The sequence below is a fragment of the Candidatus Thiodictyon syntrophicum genome (assembly GCF_002813775.1).
Lineage (GTDB): Bacteria > Pseudomonadota > Gammaproteobacteria > Chromatiales > Chromatiaceae > Thiodictyon > Thiodictyon syntrophicum.
Genome location: NZ_CP020370.1, coordinates 2,737,483 through 2,756,516 on the forward strand (window position 1 = coordinate 2,737,483; position 19,034 = coordinate 2,756,516).

Annotated in this window: 15 protein-coding genes; 4 read left to right on the top strand and 11 right to left on the bottom strand. The window is 66.7% G+C overall.

From position 1 onward, the window contains the following. Positions 1-2: 2 nt before the first annotated feature. From tssK to tagH, 3 genes are all read right to left on the bottom strand, one after another. Positions 3-1,337, bottom strand: a complete 1,335-nt coding sequence (gene tssK, locus THSYN_RS11500) for a type VI secretion system baseplate subunit TssK (RefSeq protein WP_100919268.1) — start codon at positions 1,335-1,337, stop codon at positions 3-5. Between the two features lie 293 nt (positions 1,338-1,630). After that, the gene (tssJ, locus tag THSYN_RS11505; RefSeq protein ID WP_100919269.1) at positions 1,631-2,140 is read right to left on the bottom strand and encodes a type VI secretion system lipoprotein TssJ; all 510 of its coding nucleotides are present in this window, start codon (positions 2,138-2,140) and stop codon (positions 1,631-1,633) included. A 339-nt stretch (positions 2,141-2,479) separates the two neighbouring features. Continuing rightward, positions 2,480-4,234, bottom strand: coding sequence for a type VI secretion system-associated FHA domain protein TagH (gene tagH / locus THSYN_RS11510; protein ID WP_100919270.1), 1,755 nt, complete (start codon positions 4,232-4,234; stop codon positions 2,480-2,482). Positions 4,235-4,547: 313 nt separating this feature from the next. Here tagH and THSYN_RS11515 point away from each other — a divergent pair, with 313 nt between their 5' ends. Further along, positions 4,548-6,299: a serine/threonine-protein kinase gene (locus THSYN_RS11515; protein WP_100919271.1), complete on the top strand. Its 1,752-nt coding sequence runs from the start codon at positions 4,548-4,550 to the stop codon at positions 6,297-6,299. Between the two features lie 53 nt (positions 6,300-6,352). Continuing rightward, complete coding sequence (locus THSYN_RS11520; protein WP_100919272.1) at positions 6,353-7,630, top strand: cation:proton antiporter; 1,278 nt, start codon at positions 6,353-6,355, stop codon at positions 7,628-7,630. A gap of 179 nt (positions 7,631-7,809) precedes the next feature. Here THSYN_RS11520 and THSYN_RS11525 read toward each other — a convergent pair whose 3' ends face one another. From THSYN_RS11525 to THSYN_RS11545, 4 genes are all read right to left on the bottom strand, one after another. Further along, positions 7,810-8,655 carry a PA4780 family RIO1-like protein kinase gene (locus tag THSYN_RS11525; protein ID WP_100919273.1) on the bottom strand — a complete coding sequence of 282 codons (846 nt, stop codon included), beginning with the start codon at positions 8,653-8,655 and terminating at the stop codon, positions 7,810-7,812. 457 nt (positions 8,656-9,112) lie between these two features. After that, a complete protein-coding gene (locus THSYN_RS33725) occupies positions 9,113-10,078 on the bottom strand; it encodes an IS66 family transposase (protein WP_236848939.1) in 966 nt (321 codons plus the stop codon). A gap of 225 nt (positions 10,079-10,303) precedes the next feature. After that, positions 10,304-10,735: an IS66 family insertion sequence element accessory protein TnpB gene (gene tnpB / locus THSYN_RS11540; protein ID WP_100919275.1), complete on the bottom strand. Its 432-nt coding sequence runs from the start codon at positions 10,733-10,735 to the stop codon at positions 10,304-10,306. Continuing rightward, a complete protein-coding gene (locus tag THSYN_RS11545) occupies positions 10,723-11,133 on the bottom strand; it encodes a hypothetical protein (RefSeq protein ID WP_100919276.1) in 411 nt (136 codons plus the stop codon). Before THSYN_RS11545 ends, tnpB begins: the two co-directional genes overlap by 13 nt. A 189-nt stretch (positions 11,134-11,322) precedes the next feature. Here THSYN_RS11545 and THSYN_RS11550 point away from each other — a divergent pair, with 189 nt between their 5' ends. After that, positions 11,323-11,913: an RNA-dependent RNA polymerase family protein gene (locus tag THSYN_RS11550; RefSeq protein ID WP_100919277.1), complete on the top strand. Its 591-nt coding sequence runs from the start codon at positions 11,323-11,325 to the stop codon at positions 11,911-11,913. Here the strand turns inward: THSYN_RS11550 and THSYN_RS11555 are convergent. From THSYN_RS11555 to THSYN_RS11570, 4 genes are all read right to left on the bottom strand, one after another. Next, complete coding sequence (locus tag THSYN_RS11555; protein WP_100917720.1) at positions 11,830-13,116, bottom strand: ISKra4 family transposase; 1,287 nt, start codon at positions 13,114-13,116, stop codon at positions 11,830-11,832. The two genes, THSYN_RS11550 and THSYN_RS11555, sit on opposite strands and share 84 nt — an antisense overlap. Positions 13,117-13,416: 300 nt before the next feature. Continuing rightward, a complete protein-coding gene (locus tag THSYN_RS33730) occupies positions 13,417-13,743 on the bottom strand; it encodes a type 2 periplasmic-binding domain-containing protein (RefSeq protein WP_157817608.1) in 327 nt (108 codons plus the stop codon). 1,037 nt (positions 13,744-14,780) lie between these two features. Then, complete coding sequence (locus THSYN_RS11565; RefSeq protein ID WP_100919279.1) at positions 14,781-15,938, bottom strand: IS91 family transposase; 1,158 nt, start codon at positions 15,936-15,938, stop codon at positions 14,781-14,783. Then, positions 15,931-16,779: a tyrosine-type recombinase/integrase gene (locus tag THSYN_RS11570; RefSeq protein ID WP_100917453.1), complete on the bottom strand. Its 849-nt coding sequence runs from the start codon at positions 16,777-16,779 to the stop codon at positions 15,931-15,933. Before THSYN_RS11570 ends, THSYN_RS11565 begins: the two co-directional genes overlap by 8 nt. A 936-nt stretch (positions 16,780-17,715) precedes the next feature. Between THSYN_RS11570 and ltrA the strand changes: the two genes are divergently transcribed. Continuing rightward, positions 17,716-18,939 (top strand): group II intron reverse transcriptase/maturase, encoded by a 1,224-nt coding sequence (ltrA, locus tag THSYN_RS11575; protein ID WP_236848870.1) that lies wholly within the window; start codon positions 17,716-17,718, stop codon positions 18,937-18,939. The last annotated feature ends 95 nt before the right edge of the window (positions 18,940-19,034 follow it).

Here is a 19,034-nt window from a genome sequence, read left to right on the forward strand (position 1 = left end):
CCTTACTCCCGGATCGCCCACAGGGCCAGTTCCAGGCCCGGGAACTCGCCCCCGACGTGCAGGCCGAGACCGCCCCCGGCCGCCGCCGCCGCCCAGAACTCGCTGCTGCGGTCCAATTCAAAATAGTCGCAACCGGCGTGATAGGGGATCTCCAGCGGGGCCGTGGGCAGGGGCCGCAGGCCGATCCCCGGCAGGGCCAGTTTGACGAACTCGGTGATGCGCTCGATGGGGCCGATCTTGGACTGGGCCGGGAAGCGGTTGCGCAGGGCCTGGGAGTCCATGTCCGCGTGGACCGCGAGCACGAAGCGCGCCCCGGTGAGCAGTGAGCGGTCCGCGACCAGGGCGACCCGGAACCCGTACTGGCGCTCCTGGATGGGGATCTGGATGGCCCGCTCGACCAATTCCCGGCTCAGATAGTCGCGCAGGCGCTCCATGACCGGGGTGAAGGTCGCGTCCAGGTCGTCGTGGCGATAGGGGGGGAAGTCCGGCGGGCGTTTGGTGTCGCCGGCATAGGTGGCCAGTTCCCCGGCCAGCGCAAGCAGGAAGCGGTAGAGGGGCTCCGGGTGCAGCCCCTGGATGCGGCCCAGGTGGATGGACACCGGCTCACTGCGGTTGATCAGTTGCAGCATCAGAAAATCGGCCCAGTCCGAGACCCCGCCGCGGCCCGCCCCCCGGACCCGCCCGGCCCGCGCCTCGGCCTGCCGGTGCAGGAGCCCGGTGACCTCCTCCAGGAAGCCGGCCAGGCGCGCCGCGGCCTGCACGTCCAGGCAGGGGGGGATATAGGTGTCGGCGAGCTGCACCAGCAGGTCGGCGCGCCGCTCCAGGACCCGGGCGACCCCGCAACAGGCGAAGCCGTCGCGCGCGTCGCGCTCACGCAGCAGCCGCAGATCGAGCCGGCCCACCTCCAGCAGGGTCTCGGTGTCGGCGCCCAAGGCGTTGTCGCGCACCGTCAGGTCCCCGGCCCGGTAGCGCAGCATGGTGTCCGGGGCCGCGGGGGCGCCGCTCTGCGGGGCCCCCGGGCGGCGCAGCGGCAGGGCCAGGTAGATGGTCTGGCCGGCGGACTCGGGGTCGAGCAGCAGGGGGGTTGGCAGGGGGTCGCTGGCCGGGGCCTCGAAGGGGGTGCCGTCGGGCAGCCGGCCGGCGCACTGGGTGAGGGCCAGACGGCCCTGCGCCAGCAGGTCACGGTCGATGGTGAGCCGGGACAGACCCCAGGGATAGGGACAGCCGAGCCCCGCCTGGGACTCCACCAGGTGCTCCAGATAGCGGTCGTGTTGCTGGAAGTGGTGGGGCTGCAGAAACAGCCCCTCCGACCAGAGGACGCGATTGTCGAGGGCCATGGGGGGATCGCCTTTAGTAACGAGTCAAGAACAAGTCAAACTCCAGGGCCGGACGGGGCATTCGCCCCGTCCGGAACGTTTTGGCGCCATCCCCCAACGTGCCAACGATGCGACTTGCCGAGCCTCCTTAAACGTTCGGGACGGGGCGCATGCCCCGTCCCGCCAGCGGCGGGAAGCGGCGCCGCATCCGGCTGAAGCCTCGGCCTCCGGTTTGTTGTGCGGGTACGAAGTCATCCGAAATTCACCTTAGACATTGCCTGATGGACTTGTTTAACCTATCGGTGAACCTTCCCTTAGTGTCGGCGGGCACTGATCGCGGCCGCCCCGACCTCGACCTCAACGCTGTTGTCCCGGCCGGGTTCGAGGGCTTGCAGGGCGCGCCAACCGGCCCGGTCGATGTCGCTGAAGGCGCCCAGCACGCCCAGGTGGGTGGCCGCGGGGCTCAAGGGCAGCACCGTGAGCCGCCGCTGGCCCGGGGCCAGCGTGACCTCCTCGCGGGCGATCAGCGTGGCGCCCAAGGCGGCGGTCTCCTGCTCATAGAGGCGGAAGAAGTCGGCGGCGGCGAAGTCGCCCGCGGCCTTCAGTTCATAGAGCCGCACCACGATCGGCAGGCCCCGCCCCGTCTGGTCCCGGTTGGCGTCGGCGGCGGCGCTGACCGTGATGCGCAGTTGCGGCGGCGGCTGGTCCGCCGCCGGGCTGGGCGGCGCGGGCGGCGGTTTGCCGGCGCAGCCGAGCAGTGCGGCCAGCACGGCCGCGGCCATCGGGGCGCGGTGCGCCCGTGGTCCAGGTCCGGATCCGTTCATGCCCTCGCCCTCGCGCGTCTTGGTTTTCAGAGATTATCAAGGATCGGCCCGCGGGCTTGGCAATTTTTGTTCCGCCTCGTGCGCCGCGGGGGCCGGCGGGTGCGATCCAGACTGATGTGGTCGCGCGAACGCCGTAGGGTCACTGCCATCAAGTCAAGGCGCACCCGCCGACGGCGTCGCCTCTGCCTGGAGTCCAAGGCTTCAGCCTTGGCGCGCTCCAAGGCTGAAGCCTTGGACTCCAGGCGCTTGGGCTGCGGCGCCTAACTTGCCGGCAGTGATGCCGTAGGGTGGGCAGGCCGCGCTTCGCCCATCTACGATCGAGGATCAGGCCGACCCACATCAGTTTTGATCGCGCCCGCGGCCGGGTGCCGCCGGGGTCTGCCGCCGCGCCTGGATCAGGCGCTGGATCTGATCCTCGTAGGCACGGGTGAAGGCGTCGCCGAACAGTTCCATGAAGTCCTCCGCGGCGTCGGCGGCGACCTGGTCGTAGACCTCGGTGAACAGCTCCCAATAGCGTGACCGGCGGGCCATGGGCAGGAGCTTGTCGAGTCCCGACGCGGCGCCCAGGCAGCGCTCCAACGCGGCCGGCTCGAAGCGCGCCAACAGTGCCCGCAGGGCGGCCCGCAGCCCCGCAATCATGGCCATCTCGTGGGCCTGGACGTCCTCGAAGGCCCCCCGGGCCGCCTCCGGCGCGCCGAGAAAGCCGCCGCCGGGGCGCAACAGCAGCCGCTCCAGGGCCTCGTCCACGTCGACCGAGAACTTGAATGGGTTGTTGTCCGCGGCGCGGATGGTGGTGACCCCCAGGCGCAGCTCGTTCTTGAACTGGGCCCGCGACTGCATGGTGGTGGTGAGGCCCTGGGCCAGCGCCCGCAGCAGGCGGCCGGCGTCGTGCAGGAACCGGTTGGGGTCCGCGATCGTCCGGGCGTCGCCGGTCCCGAGGCCGGCGAGGAAGGCGGCGAGTCCGGTGTCCGCCGCGGCGCCCGGCGACGTACCGGGCCTGGCGTCGGGCGGGGCCTGCGGGGTCGGCAGTGGGACCGGGTCCGGCGCGGTGCCTGCGGCCGGGGCTGGCGAGGGGTCGGTGGGCGCGGTCGGCGGCGACAGCGGGCGGGCCGGCGTCGGCGCCGACCAGGGCGCGAGGGGCGGCGGCGCCAACTCAGGCCCCGCCGGTGCTGCCGCACCGGCCGCGAAGGGGTCGGCCATGGGCGGCAGGGAGCTGAACGGGCCTGGTGCGCCAAAGTCTTGCTCCGCAAAGGCTGCGAAGGGGTCGGTGCGGGGCCGGCCGGGGGGCGCCGCCGCGCCGGGCTCGGCGACCGGACCGCCCAGGGCGTCGGCGAGCAGGTCATAGTCGTCCGGCACCGCCGGGCCGCCCGGCGCCGGTCCAGCCACTGCCGGCCCGATCTCCGGTGGGCGCAGGTGGACGCGCTCCAGCGGGGTGGGCGGGGGCGTCGCCAGGGCCGCCGCGGCGGGCGCGGCGGCACCAGCGAGGAAGGGGTCCAGGGCCAGGGCGTCGGCGAAGGGGTCCGGTGCCGCCGCCCGCTCGCACCGGGGGGCTACCGGCGCCAGGCTGGGGGCGGTCGGGTCGGTGGGATCCGTCGGGTTACCCGCCTCGAGCAGGTCCAGGATGTCCGGTGAGGCCCCGCGGCCCGGGCCTCCGGGCGGACCCTGGGGGGCCGGGGGCTCGAATGGATCGGCGTGGACGGCGGCCGCGGCGCCGGCCCGCCCGTCGTCGGCCTCAATCACCAGGTCGTAGGGACCCACGGACAGGGTGTCCCCGGCCGCCAGGCGCACCGGTTGATGGGCCGGCAGCCGCTCCGTACTCTGATTGAGGAAGGTCCCGTTGGTGCTCAGGTCGGTCACCCACAGGGCGTCGTCGCGCAGCGCCAGGTGTGCGTGGCGGCCGGAGATGACCCGCTCCGAGTCGCTCAGTGACAGGTCGTTGTCCGGGTTGCGGCCGATGGTGCAGCCCCCCCCGGCGATGGCCAGGGTGGTCGGGGCGGCCGGGGCGGCGCCGCGCCAGCGCGCGATGGTGATGCGGTACGCCATGTCGTGCCCTGCAGCGTTGGCGAAGAGGTCCTTGAGTATAACCGAGGTCAAGGTCGGGATTGGCCGGTGCCGCTCGGCAGCGTTGTCGTTGTCGTCATCGTGGTCGGATTATTCGATTACGACCACGACAACGACAACGACAGCGTACCCGGGATCTCGCTCGCCACATCAGTTCTGATCGCACCCGGCGCCTCGTCTGACCGCCGACGAGCGGCCCCCGGGGCGGGGCGGCCCGCTACAATGCCCGGGTCGGGTCGGGCCGCAAGGCCCCCCGCCGCGACGCCTGGGACACCCGAGGTCCCGGTCCGGTCCATTGTTCCGCCCGCACGCCGCGGCGGAACCCGCTGTGGGAGCAAAGGGGCAGATGAACAGTGATCCGACCAGACTGACCGGCGGCGCGGTGGATCCCGCGGCGGCGACCCGGGTGGGTCCCGCGGCCCCGACCGGGCCGGGCGCGGCGGCGGACGCGACCACCGTCCAGGCCGGCGTGGCCGACCCCGCCGCGGCCGACACCGCGGGAGCGCCCCCGCTGCACGGCATCCCGCCCGGCACCCTGCTGGTCAATACCTATCGGGTCGAGCGGCTGCTGGGCGGCGGCGGCATGGGCGAGGTCTATCTGGTGCGCCACGCCGGGCTCGCGACCCTGCACGCGGTCAAGGTGATCCGCCCCGCCATGGCCGCCAACCACCAGGTCATGGATCTCTTCTACCGGGAGGCGAAGGTCCTGCGCGGGGTGCGTCACGACGCGGTGGTGAGCTACGACGGCTTCGTGCGCGACGCCGACGGGCGGGACTATCTGGTCATGGAGTTCGTGGAGGGGCCCTCGCTGGCGCAGCGCCTGCGCCGGGGGCCGCTCCCGGCGGACCAGGTCCTGGCGCTGCGCGATCGGCTCGCCGCGGGGCTCGCGCAGGCCCATCGCCAGGGGGCCATCCACCGCGACATCTCACCGGACAACGTGATCCTGCCGGGCGAGCGGGTGGACAGCGCCAAGCTCATCGACTTCGGACTGAGCAAGCTCACCGACCCGACCCAGGAGACCATCATCGGCGCCTCGTTCGCCGGCAAGCTCCGCTTCGCCGCGCCGGAACAGTTCGGCATGTTCGGCGGGGAGGTGGACGCACGCTCCGACATCTACAGCCTGGGGCTGATCCTGGCCGCCGCCGCCCGCGGGCGCCCCCTGGACATGGGCGACAGCTTCGCGGCCGCCCTTCGCGCCCGCGAGGCGGTGCCGGACCTGACCGAACTCCCGCCCGCCCTGCGGCCCTGGCTCAGTGCCATGCTGGAGCCCGACCCGGCACGCCGGCCCGCGAGCCTGGACGAACTCCTGCGGCGCTGGCCGGCGGCGACCCAGGCGGTTGCCGCGCCCGCGCGCGGCGCGAGCGCCGCAGCCCAGAGCAAGCCGCCTGGGCAGGGGACCGTGCCGCGAGCGACGCTGCTCCGGGGCGGCCTGGGCGCTGTGCTGGCGCTCGCCGCCGGGTGGGGGCTCTATGCTGTGCTGCGGCCCCTGGAGACGGTGCCGCCCAGGCCCCCGGTACCCGCGACGACGACCATCCCGGAGACGCCCCAGTCGCAGCCTCAGCCGCAGCCCGGTCCCCCGGAACCCGGCCCGCCCCCGGCCGGGGACCTCGCGGCCCTGGTGCAGGGCGGCCGTGACGACCAGGCCTTGAGCGCCGCCCGGGCCCTGATCGCCGCCAACGCGGACGCCCCGGCCGGCGCGCGGACGGCGCTCCCGGCGGACGCCTTCCTGGCCCTGGCCGAATCGTTACGGGCCGCCGGACGGCCCGCGGAGGCCTTCGCCCTGGTGGAGGCCCTGATCGGCGGCGGGGCCGCCCCTCCCGCGGCGCTCCTCTGGCCCCTGGCCCAAGACCTGCGCGCGGCCGGGCGTCTGGACCCCTACTTTTTCCTGGTGCGCGCCCTGGCCGGCCAGGGCGACGGCCCGGCCGCCTTCGCCTACGGCGAGCTCTACGACCCGCTGCACTGGACGCCCGGTACCTCACCCTTCACCAAGCCCCGGGCGGACAAGGCGCGGGACTGGTACGAGAAGGCCGCCGCGCTGGGCGTTCCCGCGGCCGCGGCGCGGCTGGAGGCGCTCAAGGCGGTGGTGCCGGGCGATTGATTTTTTGCTAACGACAACGCGAAGTGCGATTCCACTCACCAGGACCGAAGCCCATGAGACTCTACGACATCATCGCTGCCCTGATCACGCTCGCCGCGCTCTTCAGTTGGTTCAACCACCGGTTCCTGAAACTGCCGACCGCGATCGGCCTGATGCTGATTGCGCTGCTGATGTCGCTGACGCTGCTCTCGCCGCTGCCGGGCACCGACGGCCTGGAGCAGGACGTGAAACGGATGCTCGGCAGTATCGCCTTCGATGAGACGGTGCTGCACGGCATGTTGGGCTTCCTGCTCTTTGCCGGGGCACTGCATGTGCGGCTCACCGATCTGGCGCGCCACCGTGCGGCCATCCTGGTGCTGGCGAGCCTGGGCGTGCTCATCTCGGCCCTGCTGGTCGGCGCCGGCGCCTGGCTGCTGTTCCTGCTGCTCGGGCTGCCGGTCCCATTCATCTATTGCCTCCTGTTCGGCACCCTGATCTCGCCGACCGACCCCATCGCGGTGCTCAGTATCTTAAAGCAGGCCGCGGCGCCCAAGAGCCTGGAGACCAAGATCACCGGGGAGTCACTGTTCAACGACGGCGTGGCCGTGGTGCTGTTCCTGGTCCTGGTGAAGATCGCCGTCGGCGGCACCGCGGGGATGCATCCGGGCATCTTCCTCGGCGCCTTCTTCACCGAGGCCCTGGGCGGTCTGGCCCTGGGGCTCGGCACCGGCGGCCTGGCCTATCTCATGATGCGCAGCATCGATAATTACCAGGTCGAGGTGCTCATTACCCTCGCGGTCGCCAGCGGTGCCTATGCGGTGGCCGAGCACTGGCACGTCTCGGCGCCGATCACGGTCGTCATCGCCGGCCTGCTGATCGGGAATCTGGCGCGCGAAGGGATCTGGTCGGCCGAAACCATGCGCTATGTCGATGCTTTCTGGGAATTGGTCGACGAGATCCTGAACGCGGTGCTGTTCGTGCTCATTGGGCTGGAGGTCATGGTGATGAAGATGAGCGCGCCCATCCTGCTCGCCGGCCTGCTGGCCATCCCGCTGGTGCTGGCCGCCCGGGCGGTCAGCACCGGGGTGCCGCTCGCCGCTCTCAAGCGGTTTCGCACCTGGTCGCCGGGTGTAGTCGCCATCCTCACCTGGGGCGGGCTGCGCGGCGGCATCTCGGTCGCGATGGCCCTGGCCCTGCCCCATGGGGAGGCCCGCGACATCCTGGTCTCGGTGACCTATGTGGTGGTGGTCTTCTCGATCCTGGTGCAGGGGCTGACCTTGGCCCCCTTCATCCGCAGCATGGGCAGGAGGGCGGATCTGGAGTTCAGCCAGACCTCGCTTTCAGTACCGTGAAGCCGAATCCCCAATGCTGGTTCAGTTATCGAGCGAGAGGCAAGCGGCAAGAAATTAGACAGGATTAACAGGATTTTGCAGGATTAACAGGAATAAATCCTGAGAAATCCTGTTAATCCTGTCCATTTGTTAACCTCAGGATTATGCTTGAGTGTTATCGGGAACTGAGCCTCGCGCTGCTAATCGGCGTCGCGCGCCTGTTTGCGGCGGACCGCTTCCTCCCGCGCATCATTGATTTCCCGCATGATGCCGTTGATGTCGGCCTCCTTGTTGCGGCCCTTGAAATGGCCGGTGAGTTTGACCTCGGGCGTCAGATTGCCGCTCTCGTAGATGTACCAGATCTCCTTGCCGTAGCTGGTGGTCAGCAGTTCCGGCGCAAACTGGCCGAAATAGGCCGCCAGATTGGCGACATCGCGCTCCAGCATCCGGGCGGCATTGTTGTTGGCCGCCGCATCGACCGCCTGGGGCAGATCGATGATCACCGGGCCCTGGGCGTCGACCAGCACATTGAATTCGGACAGGTCGCCATGGATGAGCCCGCCGCAGAGCATCTTGACGACCTCCGCGATCAGCCGGTCGTGGTAGTCCAGGGCCTGGGCGGCGGTCAGGTCCAGATCGTTGAGCCGGGGCGCGGCCACGCCGTGCTCATCGGTGATCAGTTCCATGAGCAGCACGCCATCGACGAAGTGATAGGGCTGGGGTACCCGCACGCCGGCCGCCGCCAGTCGGTAGAGGGCATCGACCTCGGCATTCTGCCACACCTCCTCCTGCTCCTTGCGGCCGAAGCGCGTGCCCTTTTCCATCGCCCGCGCCTGGCGGCTGTTGCGGACCTTGCGGCCCTCCCGATACAGCGCCTGCTTATGGAAGCCGCGCTGATTCGCCTCCTTATAGACCTTGGCACAGCGAACAACGCCGTCGGCCAGCACCACATAGACCGCGGCCTCCTTCCCGCTCTTCAGCGGGCGGATCACCTCATCGATCAGACCGTCGCGCACCAGTGACTCGAGACTCTTTGGAACTTTCATCGTCGTCCTTTCTGCATGGCCGGCGGGTGGCGAGCCTGGCGGGTGGGGGCCGGCAGGTCCGGCGACCGATCACGGCCGGTGACAGGCCCCGCGCGCCGCCGCGCCGCGGGTGGGCGGCCGGCGGGCGCTGGGGCCGCAGCAACCGGGAGGACCGGACCTGCCCGGCCAGAGGGCGATTATGGACGTTGCAGGTCCGCGTAGGGTAGAGGATTCGCCGCGGTACCCGGTTAGGCAGCCGCCGGGGCGGCGCCGTCCGACAGATCGGGAACCCCAGCCTGGCCTTATTGCCGGCATGATCGAGGACAGGTTGCCGGGTCGTGGCGCCCTGGTCAGGATGCATGGAGGCCGGCGCGCGGTGGGCGGTTCGGTTTCGCAACTTGCAGCCTCCCACTTGCGTGTACTAGCCATAAACTTTTCAGTTGGTTAAACTGACTTAGGGTCGTTCGATCCCGGCCCCTTATGACACTGATGCCTGCAGGAGCACACCATGACCGCGATCGTCTTCGACACCCTGAAATACGCCGACCGCCTGGAGAGCGCCGGGATTCCGCGCGACCAAGCCAAGGCCGAGGCCGAAGCCCTGGCCGATGTGTTGGGCACGGCGGAAGTCGTCACGCGCAAGGATCTGCAGATCGAACTGGCGCCGATCCGTGCCGAACTGACCCTGCTCAAGTGGATGGTCGGCCTGTCGTTGGCACTGTCCACCGGCATCCTGGCCCTGCTGGCGCGCATCGCCTTCTTGTTGCCGCGGTAGGATTGTCCGATCAACTCCGGGTCTGAAAAACGTCTTCGAGGACTCGAGCGTCCAGCACCCGGTCGGTCCAGGATTCGAGCTCCGCTTCCTTAGCCTGCTCCAGCCGTTGATCGTGTCCTTCCGGCAAGGCCGCATGAATGCCGAGCGCGGTTCCGGTAGCGTGGGAGCCCCGCGTCCTTGGCGAACCCAAGGCCCGCCGTTGTCGCTGTTGGCGGAGCGGGCGAGCCGCCAGTACCAAGCTGGGATGACGTCTGCCTGCCCGTGCTCGGCGTTAGCTCCCGGGGGCAGCGCCTCGGCCCGCGCCTCGGCGGTGAATTTCAGGATGCGCATGGTGGTGTCGTCGTTGTAGAGCACCGTGCCCTGCGCCGCCTGCCGGGCCAGTTCCTCCACCGCGGGGGTGAGGCACGGCGCGGCCGCCGCGACGACGTCCCATTGGGTGGTGGCCGGCAGGGGGATGGCCAGCGCCTGCTCCAGGCGTTGGATGCGATGAAACGGCAGCCCGCAGCCGTATTTCAGCAAGGCGATCATGGCAGCGGCGGTCGCGTCGTATTTCGCCGCGCCCACGCCCGCGGGGGGTTCGGCCGTAAACACCGTGCCGCACAGCCCACAGCGCAGCCGCTCCAGGGTGTAGACCTGCGCCTGCAGGGGCGCCACCCCGGTGACGTGCACCAAGACGGCGGGCTCCTGGCGTTGGACATAGACCCGGCCGGTGCAACCGGGCTCGGGACAGGGGTCGCACTGCTTCCTCGGTCAGCCGCGCCAAGGTGTCGACCGCCGCCTTGAGGGTGGCGTGGTCATCCACCGGCAGCGCTTGGGTACGGGTGCGCTCGACAATGGCATCCAACTGCGCGATCGGGACCGACACCCGCGGGGTGCGCGGGTTCTTACGTCGGCTCATGCCGCGACTGGCCGGTGGTGCAGGAGCGTCGTGTTCATACACGGCGTTATGCCGCATCGTACACCGTCAGGTCCCGCCCCCGGCGTCAGCGCCCGCCACACCGGCGCCCCTGCCGCGGCGCGCCAATCCCCACCGGCGAGCAACACGGCCAACTCCTGGGGGGCCAGCAGCTGTCCCGGCGGCCCGCTCGGCCAGTGCCGAAAACGGCCTTCGGACAGGCGCTTCTGACACAGCCAGAAGCCTTGGCCGTCGTAGACCAACAGCTTGATCGCGGTCCCGCGGCGGTTGCGGAAGACGAAGAGCGCTCCGCTCATGGGCTCGTCAGCCAAGACCTGGCGTACCCGCCGGGCGAGACCATCAATACCTTGGCGGAAGTCCGCCGGGGCCGTCGCGACCAACACCCGTAGCTGCGGGGTCAGAGCGAGCACGGTGCCGCCTCCCAAAGGCTGCGTGCCACCGTCGCGACCTCGCCGGTCGCCGTCCCCGTCCACTCGATGCGCAACGAACGACCACGGGCGTCGGACAGGGTCAGCACGCAGCCCGGCCCCGACGGTGGTAAGCCCAGCATCATTTCCACAAAGGCCGGCGGCGCCGTGGTGGGCACCGGCGGGGGCGCTGTCCGCGCCGTCAGCCGCCGCTTCAAACCGGCGTAGTCCAGCCGCAGCGTCGCGGCGACCTTGCTCACCCCATGGCGGGCGGCCAGTTCAACCGCCCGCGACCACAGTTCCGCGGGAATGCGCGCGCCCTGGGACGTGGTGTTGCGCCAGTGGGCAAAGGCCGCGGCCGTCTGCGCCAGATCGGCCGCGGCGGGAAGTGACAGTGACATCGTGGAGCCTCCGGATCACCAAAAACGGGGCTCCTACGCTACCGGGCCAGGGACGGGATTTCATGCAGCCTTACCGGAAGGACACAATGGAGCGCAACCTATACCGGCTCTTGGATATGGCCGATACATGAAGGCTTCTTGGTAGCAACCTAACTCGTTGAAGCCGATATCCGAGGATTTTTCGAGCATATGGACCACGACTGGCTGCTGAAGATGCTCTCGTTACGGATCGACGACCGCGCCTTTCTCAATCTCATCTGCAAATGGCTCAAGGCGGGAATTCTGGACACCCACGGAACGGTGCTCCATCCTGAAACGGGGACTCCCCAAGGCGGAATCGTTTCGCCCGTGCTGGCGAACCTCTATCTGCACTATGCGCTGGGTTTCGAGCTGTTCTGGTTTATCGACCGGGAAGGCATTCCACGGGTGAAGCGTCGCACCGCCCGCAAGCGATTGCAAGGGGCGATTCGGCGCGTGAAGGAATGGATCAAGAGCCACCGGCACCTGCCGGGCATGGAGTTTATCAAAGGACTCAATCGGCGGCTGGTAGGGCATTACAATTACTATGGTCTACGGGGCAACTCGGCGGACCTGTGGCGCTTCTACCGAACGGCCGTCGTCTGCGCGTTCAAGTGGCTGAACCGGCGCGGGGGCAAGCGTAAGAGCTTCACAGGGTGCGGCCTCCGAATAATGTGCCTAACCGTAGCACTCAGCCCCAAACTGGTCGATCTTCTGCCAGAACTGTGCCCATCGTCCGGTGGTCTGCGTCAGTGCGCGTAGGCTGAGCACAATCTTGGCCCCTTTGTTCTTCCAGCGCATCCCGGAGGCACATAGCCGTTGCTTGACCAAGGTCTTGCAGGCGGCCTCGGTGACGCCCGATCCGATCGGCAGTCCCGCGGCGACGAAGCCCGGGTAGTCCATTTGATGGCGATGGTTGGTGAAGTAGGTCCAAGCGCTGAGAACGTCGTCGCGCAGCGTCTGCGAGAGGGTGTGCCGCTGCGACAGGCGCGCGGCCTCGCCGATGAGCAGGTCAAGGGCGGCGGGGTCGTGCTTGAGCGTCGTGCAGTGCGCGCTCTGCCACTGCGCGCGCGGGCCCTCGGCGTGGCGCTGCGGATGGGTCGCTTGGGCGATTTTGCCCACGTATTCCGTTGCATGGAAAAAATCGATCAACTGGCGGTCGGTGTGTTGCTCGAGGAACCGCCAGTTGCTTGCCGCCCCGTCGGCGATGCCCAGGTACAGTGCCTCGGGGAGGTGCCGCTTGACGCGTTGGATCTCGCGCTCCATGCGTTGCCGGAACTCCTGCTTGCCGTACTCGGGTGCCGCAGCGAGGTAGATGGTGTGCTGGCGCTCGCCCTCGCCGTCGTAAAGCGAGAGGGTTCCGACCATGGCTTCGCGCCAGCCCGCACTGTCGGCCATGGGGATCATGGCGCCGTCGAGGCTGACCACGACGGTCGCGATGGGCGTCTCAAGCGCCGGCATCGCGTACTCCCAGTCCTCCTCTTTGGCCGTGGCGATGGTGCCTACCCACTCCGCAACATTTTGAATATACGAGGTAGCGATCGTCCGACCGTGGTTCTGCTCAAGGTCAGTCTGCACCGCGCGCACGTTGAGCTGCGCATACTTGTGGCTGAGTTGACTGGCGAATCGGGGGGTCGCCCCGCGCACGATCCGCGCCTGGTGCTCGAGCGGACAGTAGATCCGCCCGCCGCGCGAGCTTTGGTAGACATAACGCTCGACCTCGACCGGCCCGTAAGGCGTCTGGTACTCCTTCGGATCGCGCCCGCGCGCGGTCAGCTTGATCGCGCCGACACGGATCGCACTGCCGTCGGTGTCGAAACGCTGCAGCGCCTCCTCGGTGGCGCAGCGCCCCACCGCGTTGGTGGCCTCCTGGATGGCTCCTTCCATGTCCAGCAGGCTACCGCTGAGCCGCACCGTTACCTCGACCGTCACCTCGTCACCCGAGATCCTGACTACCTTCGCCACGACTGCACCTTCTCGTCTAGTCACAGAAGGTTACGAAATACTCCTCAAAGGCACATCATGTCAAGGCCGCACCCGCTTCACATGGGCGGCCTTCGGTCGCGCCATCGAAAAGCTTGGTATCGCCAAACCCCGCATCACCGAGTCGCGCTGCTTGCAATACGAACTGGTGTTTGCGTAAAACCTCGCGCTCGCTTGATGAGCGAGTACGACCGAAGGAACCGGATGCGGGAAAACTGCACGTCCGGGTCTGTGGCGGGGGCCCCGGGTAACCGGAGTCCCTACGCCGGAGCGATTTTGTGTTCATGCAGCTTTTGAGAGTGTTTGATTTAGGACATGCCAGAATGTTGATGTTTGTTCAGGTTTTTGATCAAAAAAGTCCTCAAAAAATCCAGGAACATTCAAGGAAGCCGGGTAAGAATACTGTTCCCCGTCGGTGCCAAACTCGGTAACCCAATCTGGGGGATGCTGCGCATCAATGACATCGAAAAGATCAAGCGGATAGAGGTAAGGCTTCCCTTTATCATTCAAGATTCTAAAGTCGTTTGCTTCGATTCCAATAACGAAATACGGCTGGGATGCCGAAAGCTCCGGATAGTGCGGGCTCGATGACTTGAGGCGAACAATCATTTTACGAGACAACCTTCAGTTTCGTTTCAAATCGGCCGATACCATAATGTTCGTACCAATGATATTCATAGTCGGCACCCTTGTACTCAAATTCAGGACTACTCTTCTTAACCCATCCGGACCGCTTTCCGCCATACATGTCAACTAACCGCTGAACATCCCGAATACGCTCCCCCTTCGCGATAACTCGGGATTTGGCAATCAAATCTTTCGTAAGTTCGATTATCGCGATCCTCCAACTGCTTCTTCACGCTAAAGCGCGTTCTTAGATCGACAATTTGACGTAAGACCAGCCTCCGGCCGTCGTTCTATTTTCGGAATATGGTTTTCCGTCACTGGTTTTAATGAGTTTAGATACGCTGAAAGGCTGATCTAGACGTATCAGCCTTCTAATATGCAGCAGATTTACGCTTTCCTCGCCTTCGACTGTCGACGAGTTATAAACGCCTTCTTCATTTGGCTGAAGAGCCCAAATAATGCGAGTGATTGCCTTATACTTTGAAGATGGTAAGGTCCTTTTGTCGTCCCAGCCTACAATCTCTGCTTGGTAAGCGACTATTGAAAGGTCATCGGTCTTAGAAATATAGAGTACAACGGGCGCTTCACATGTGGGCGGGTGCTCTGCGAGTTTCTTGATTGCTTGTGCTTTGTACGGCTGAAGGAACAGAATATGATCTGGAAGATATTCTTTAATCTTGAGAACTTCTTGGAGGACATCCTCATATACGCCGTTAAGAAAGAGATCTTCTGCGTTTTCTGAGAGTTGGACTAATCCGCTCCTGGCACGACGCCTGCTGCGGCCGCGGTCCTCTTTAAGAGAGCGGATTGTATCCCGGAGGCCGGGTCGCCGGTCGGTGTCGGACCGGGTTGCAGCGCCCGCGCAGCGCCCGGTGCGGCACCAAGCGGGCGTCCGTGTGGCGCTGCCGGACGATTCAGCGGCGTCTTGGAGATGAAGTGTAGACGATTTTCCAGCGGTTGGGCGAGCGCGAGCGCAGGCCGCGGGCGGCCTGTCCCGGACGGCCGGTGAACGCTGGTGCCTAGCAGCGCACGGTCATGGTCGTCACCCCCTGACCACGCCGCAGCGGGGCCAGGTGCGCGGTGACGTGCAAGCGCCCGGTGCGGCACGTGGGACAGGGATAGCCGTCAAAGGGCACCGTCGCCGCCGGTTCCGCGGCGGGTTCCGGCGTCGGCGGCGGCGCCGCGAGGGCGGCACGGATCAGCGCCAGACAGCGTGCGCGGCAGCGGTTGGCCAGGAAACCGAAATGACGGACCCGCATAAAGCCTTTGGGCAGCACATGCAGCAGGAAGCGCCGGATCAGTTCCTCGCCGGTCAGGGTCATGACCTTGTTGCGACTGCCGTCGCGGTAGTCCTTGTAGCGCAGGTCCACCGTGTCGTCGTCCTCATCGAAGTTGAGCAGCCGCCGGTCCGACAGGGCGATGCGATGGCTGTAGCGGCCCAAATACTCGATCACGGTATCGGTGCGCGCCAGACAGGGCTTGGAATAGACCACCCACTCGGGCTGCATCAGGGCGTTGAGGACGCGGTCAACCTCCGCGGCCGTGAGGCGCGACAGTCGCCCGTCTTTGAAGGCCCGGCGCAACCGGCTGACCAAACCGCCGCGGAAGTGCCGCGACAGCGCCCGCACCGGGAACAGATAGGTACTCTTGGCCGGATGCCAGGTCCCGTCGGCGCCAAAGGCCCCGCCCGGCACCAGACAGTGCAGGTGGACATGGCGTACCAGCGTCTGCCCCCAGGTGTGCAGCATCGCCGTCATCCCCAACTGCCCGTCCAGGCGCTTGGGGTCCTCAGCGAAGGCGGACAGGGTCGCCCACACCGTCTCGAACAGCAAGGCGTAGATCACCTCGGGGTGGACCTCGACCCAGCCGTTGAGGGTGTCGGGTAGCGTGAAGACCAGATGGTGATAGGTCACCGGCAGCACCGCCGCACGCTGGCGTTCGACCCATTCCTCGGAGGCCCGGCGTTGGCAGCGCGGGCAATGGCGATCACGGCAGGCGTGATAGAGGAAGGGGCAATCCCCACACTGGTCGCATTCCAGGGCGAAGCCGCCCAGCGCGGCGGTACGACAGTCCAGGATGTGATGACAGACCTGCCATTGGTGCGGGCTCAACGGGTGATGTTCGGCATAACCGGACAGGCACGCCGCCATGACCGCTTGCAGGGAGGTATTAGCCATGGCCGGCCTCCAATTGGGCAAGCAGGTCCAGGGTCCCTTCGCCCTCGCTGGCACTGGGCAGCCAATGCACATAGCGCAGGGTGGTCTGGATGCTGCGGTGGCCCATCAACCGTTGCAGGCGCTCCACCGACAACCCGCCCGCCAATTGATGGGTGGCGTAGGCGTGGCGCAGCCCATGGATCCCGCCGACCGTGGTTACGCCGGCCTGGCGCTTGGCGTCGGTGAAGGCCTTCTGCAAGCCGGTCGGCGACAGCGGCGTCCCGGCGCGCCCGGCGAACAGCCAATCCGCTGGCCGATAGAGGCGCCAATAGTCCCGCAACGCCTCCAGCAGGGTCGGTGAGAGTGGGACCAGGCGGTCCTTCGCCCCCTTGCCCTGGGTGATCCGCAGCAGTCGGCGCTCGCCGTCGATGTCCTGCACCCGCAGGGCCAGGACTTCGCTCAGGCGCAGTCCGCAGCCATAGCAGACCGTCAACATCATGCGGTAACGCGGATTGTCGCAGGCGGCCAGGATGGCGGCGACCGCGCCGCGGGTGAGCAGCTCCGGGATGCGCTGCGGGCGCTTGGGTAAGGTGACCTCCAGGTCGACCGTCGGCCAGCCGAGCACCCGCAGATAGAAGAAGCGGATGCCGTTGTACATCAGCCGCACGCTGGCCGGGGCCAAACTGCGCTGCACCACCAGATGCTCGAAGTAGCGCGTGAGATCGGCGTGCTCCAGGGTGTCCGGGGAGCGCCGGGTGAATTTGGCGAGGTCACGCACCGCGTCGAGATAGCTTTCGTGGGTGCGCGGCGAGAAGCCATGCATCTGCATGGCCGTGATCATCTGCTGACGCAGGGGTGTCATCGTCTGGTTCTCGGTCAACGACCCGGAGTGGGCCGTTACGAGTGTGGACGATGGGGGACGGGGCGGGGCCGCGGGTAACCGTGGGACGGCTGGGCTTATCCGCGCTTCATTCGCTATTCAATGGCGCTGCGGGATGGCCGCGGAAGGCCCCGCGGAGCGGATTAGTTCAACGTTCAGGCCAAGGCGGCGCGCGCCACCGATGAGCCCGCAAACCAGCACAACGCCCGTGGCGCGCGCTCGCTCTTTGGCCGAAAGTTATCGCGCCGAGCAAAGCTCGGCGTCTCTTGCCGGGTGAAAGTCCCGGTCGGGTAAGGGTTAGCCGCCCGCCCGTATCGAGTGTTGGTCCCGTTGCGGAGTAGGGTAACCTGCGAACAACAGACGGGGCAAGCGTACACAGAGAATCCTGTAGGCCGCAGGGGAGGTCGCGCTCCCTGAAGTGCTGGTACAGCTTCGAAATGGCTTGTTGCGGATGTCGACAGTCTTAACTTGCTGGAAGACAACACGAAGCGCCCGCAATGGCTTGGGCGTGGAGGTCCGCCGGAGTCCTCAGGCCGTGGCATGCAGGAACAGAGACGCTGGAGAACTCGGGAAGCCCCGGGGGCTCCCGGACGAGGTGAAACGATGAAACCGTCAGTGTTGGGACACGAGAAGGCGATGAGCCCTGAAACGGCGTGGGCACGGGTGGAGGCGTGGAGCATGGAGCGTCCGGGCAGGCCGGAGACGGCCGCATGCCCTTGGGGTGTCTTATCGGGCATAGTAGTCGGAGGTTGGGAAAGCCAGCCACATGGCGAAGGACCCGACGGAAGTACGCAGCCCGTACAGGCAACTCGCGCCGGACACGCAGGATCGGGATACCGCGAGCCAACCTCCCTGCGGGGAATAGCAAATCGAGCGCAGGATAGCAAACACCATCGCTTTCGCAACCTCTTCGGAGAAGTGAACGCCGACCTTCTGACGTATTGCTGGCAGCATTTGAATAAGGACGCGGCCAGCGGCGTCGATGGGCTGACGGCGGAAACCTACGCGGCCAATTTGGAAGGTAATATCGCCGATCTGGCGGAGCGTGTGAAAGCGGGACGCTACCGGGCGAAGTATGTCCGGCGCGTCTACATTCCCAAAGAGAACGGAAAGGAAAGGCCGCTGGGCATTCCGGCACTGGAAGACAAGCTCGTACAACTGGCCGTGGCGAAACTCCTGGGGGCGATCTACGAGGCCGATTTCCTCGACTGCTCCTACGGCTACCGCCCCGGTCGCAGCGCCAAGGACGCGGTGCGCGATCTGAGCCTTGCGCTTACGATCGGCAAATTCGGCTATCTCGTTGAAGCCGATATCCGAGGATTTTTCGAGCATATGGACCACGACTGGTTGCTTAAGATGCTCTCGTTACGGATCGACGACCGGGCCTTTCTTGATCTCATCCGCAAATGGCTCAAAGCGGGAATTCTGGACACCGATGGAACGGTACTCCATCCCGAAACGGGGACTCCCCAGGGCGGGATCGTTTCGCCCGTGCTCGCGAACCTCTATCTGCACTATGCGCTCGATCTTTGGGTCGAGCGGGTGGTAAAGCCCCGCTGTCGGGGTGAGGTGCTGCTGTGCCGGTATGCCGACGATTTCGTCTGCGCCTTTCGCTTCGATGCGGATGCGCGGCGGTTCTATCGGGTGTTGGCGCAACGGCTGGAGAAATTCGGCCTGGCGCTGGCGCCGGAGAAGACGCAGGTTCTGCGTTTTAGCCGCTTCCATCCGAGTATGCAACGGCGCGTGACCTTTCTGGGTTTCGAGCTGTTCTGGTTTATCGACCGGGAAGGCATTCCACGGGTGAGGCGTCGCACGGCCCGCAAGCGATTGCAAGGGGCGATTCGGCGCGTGAAGGAATGGATCAAGAGCCACCGGCACCTGCCGGGCATGGAGTTTATCAAAGGACTCAATCGGCGGCTGGTAGGGCATTACAATTACTATGGTCTACGGGGCAACTCGGCGGACCTAGGGCGCTTCTACAATACGGCTGTCGCCTACGCGTTCAAGTGGCTGAACCGGCGCGGGGGAAAGCGTAAGAGTTTCACGTGGGCGGCCTTCGGTCGCGCCATCGAAAAGCTCGGTATCGCCAAACCCCGCATCACCGAGTCGCGCTGCTTGCAACACGAACTGGTGTTTGCGTAAAACCTCGCGCTCGCGCGAAAGCGAGTACGACCGAGGAACCGGATGCGGGAATACTGCACGTCCGGGTCTGTGGCGGGGGCTCCGGGCAACCGGAG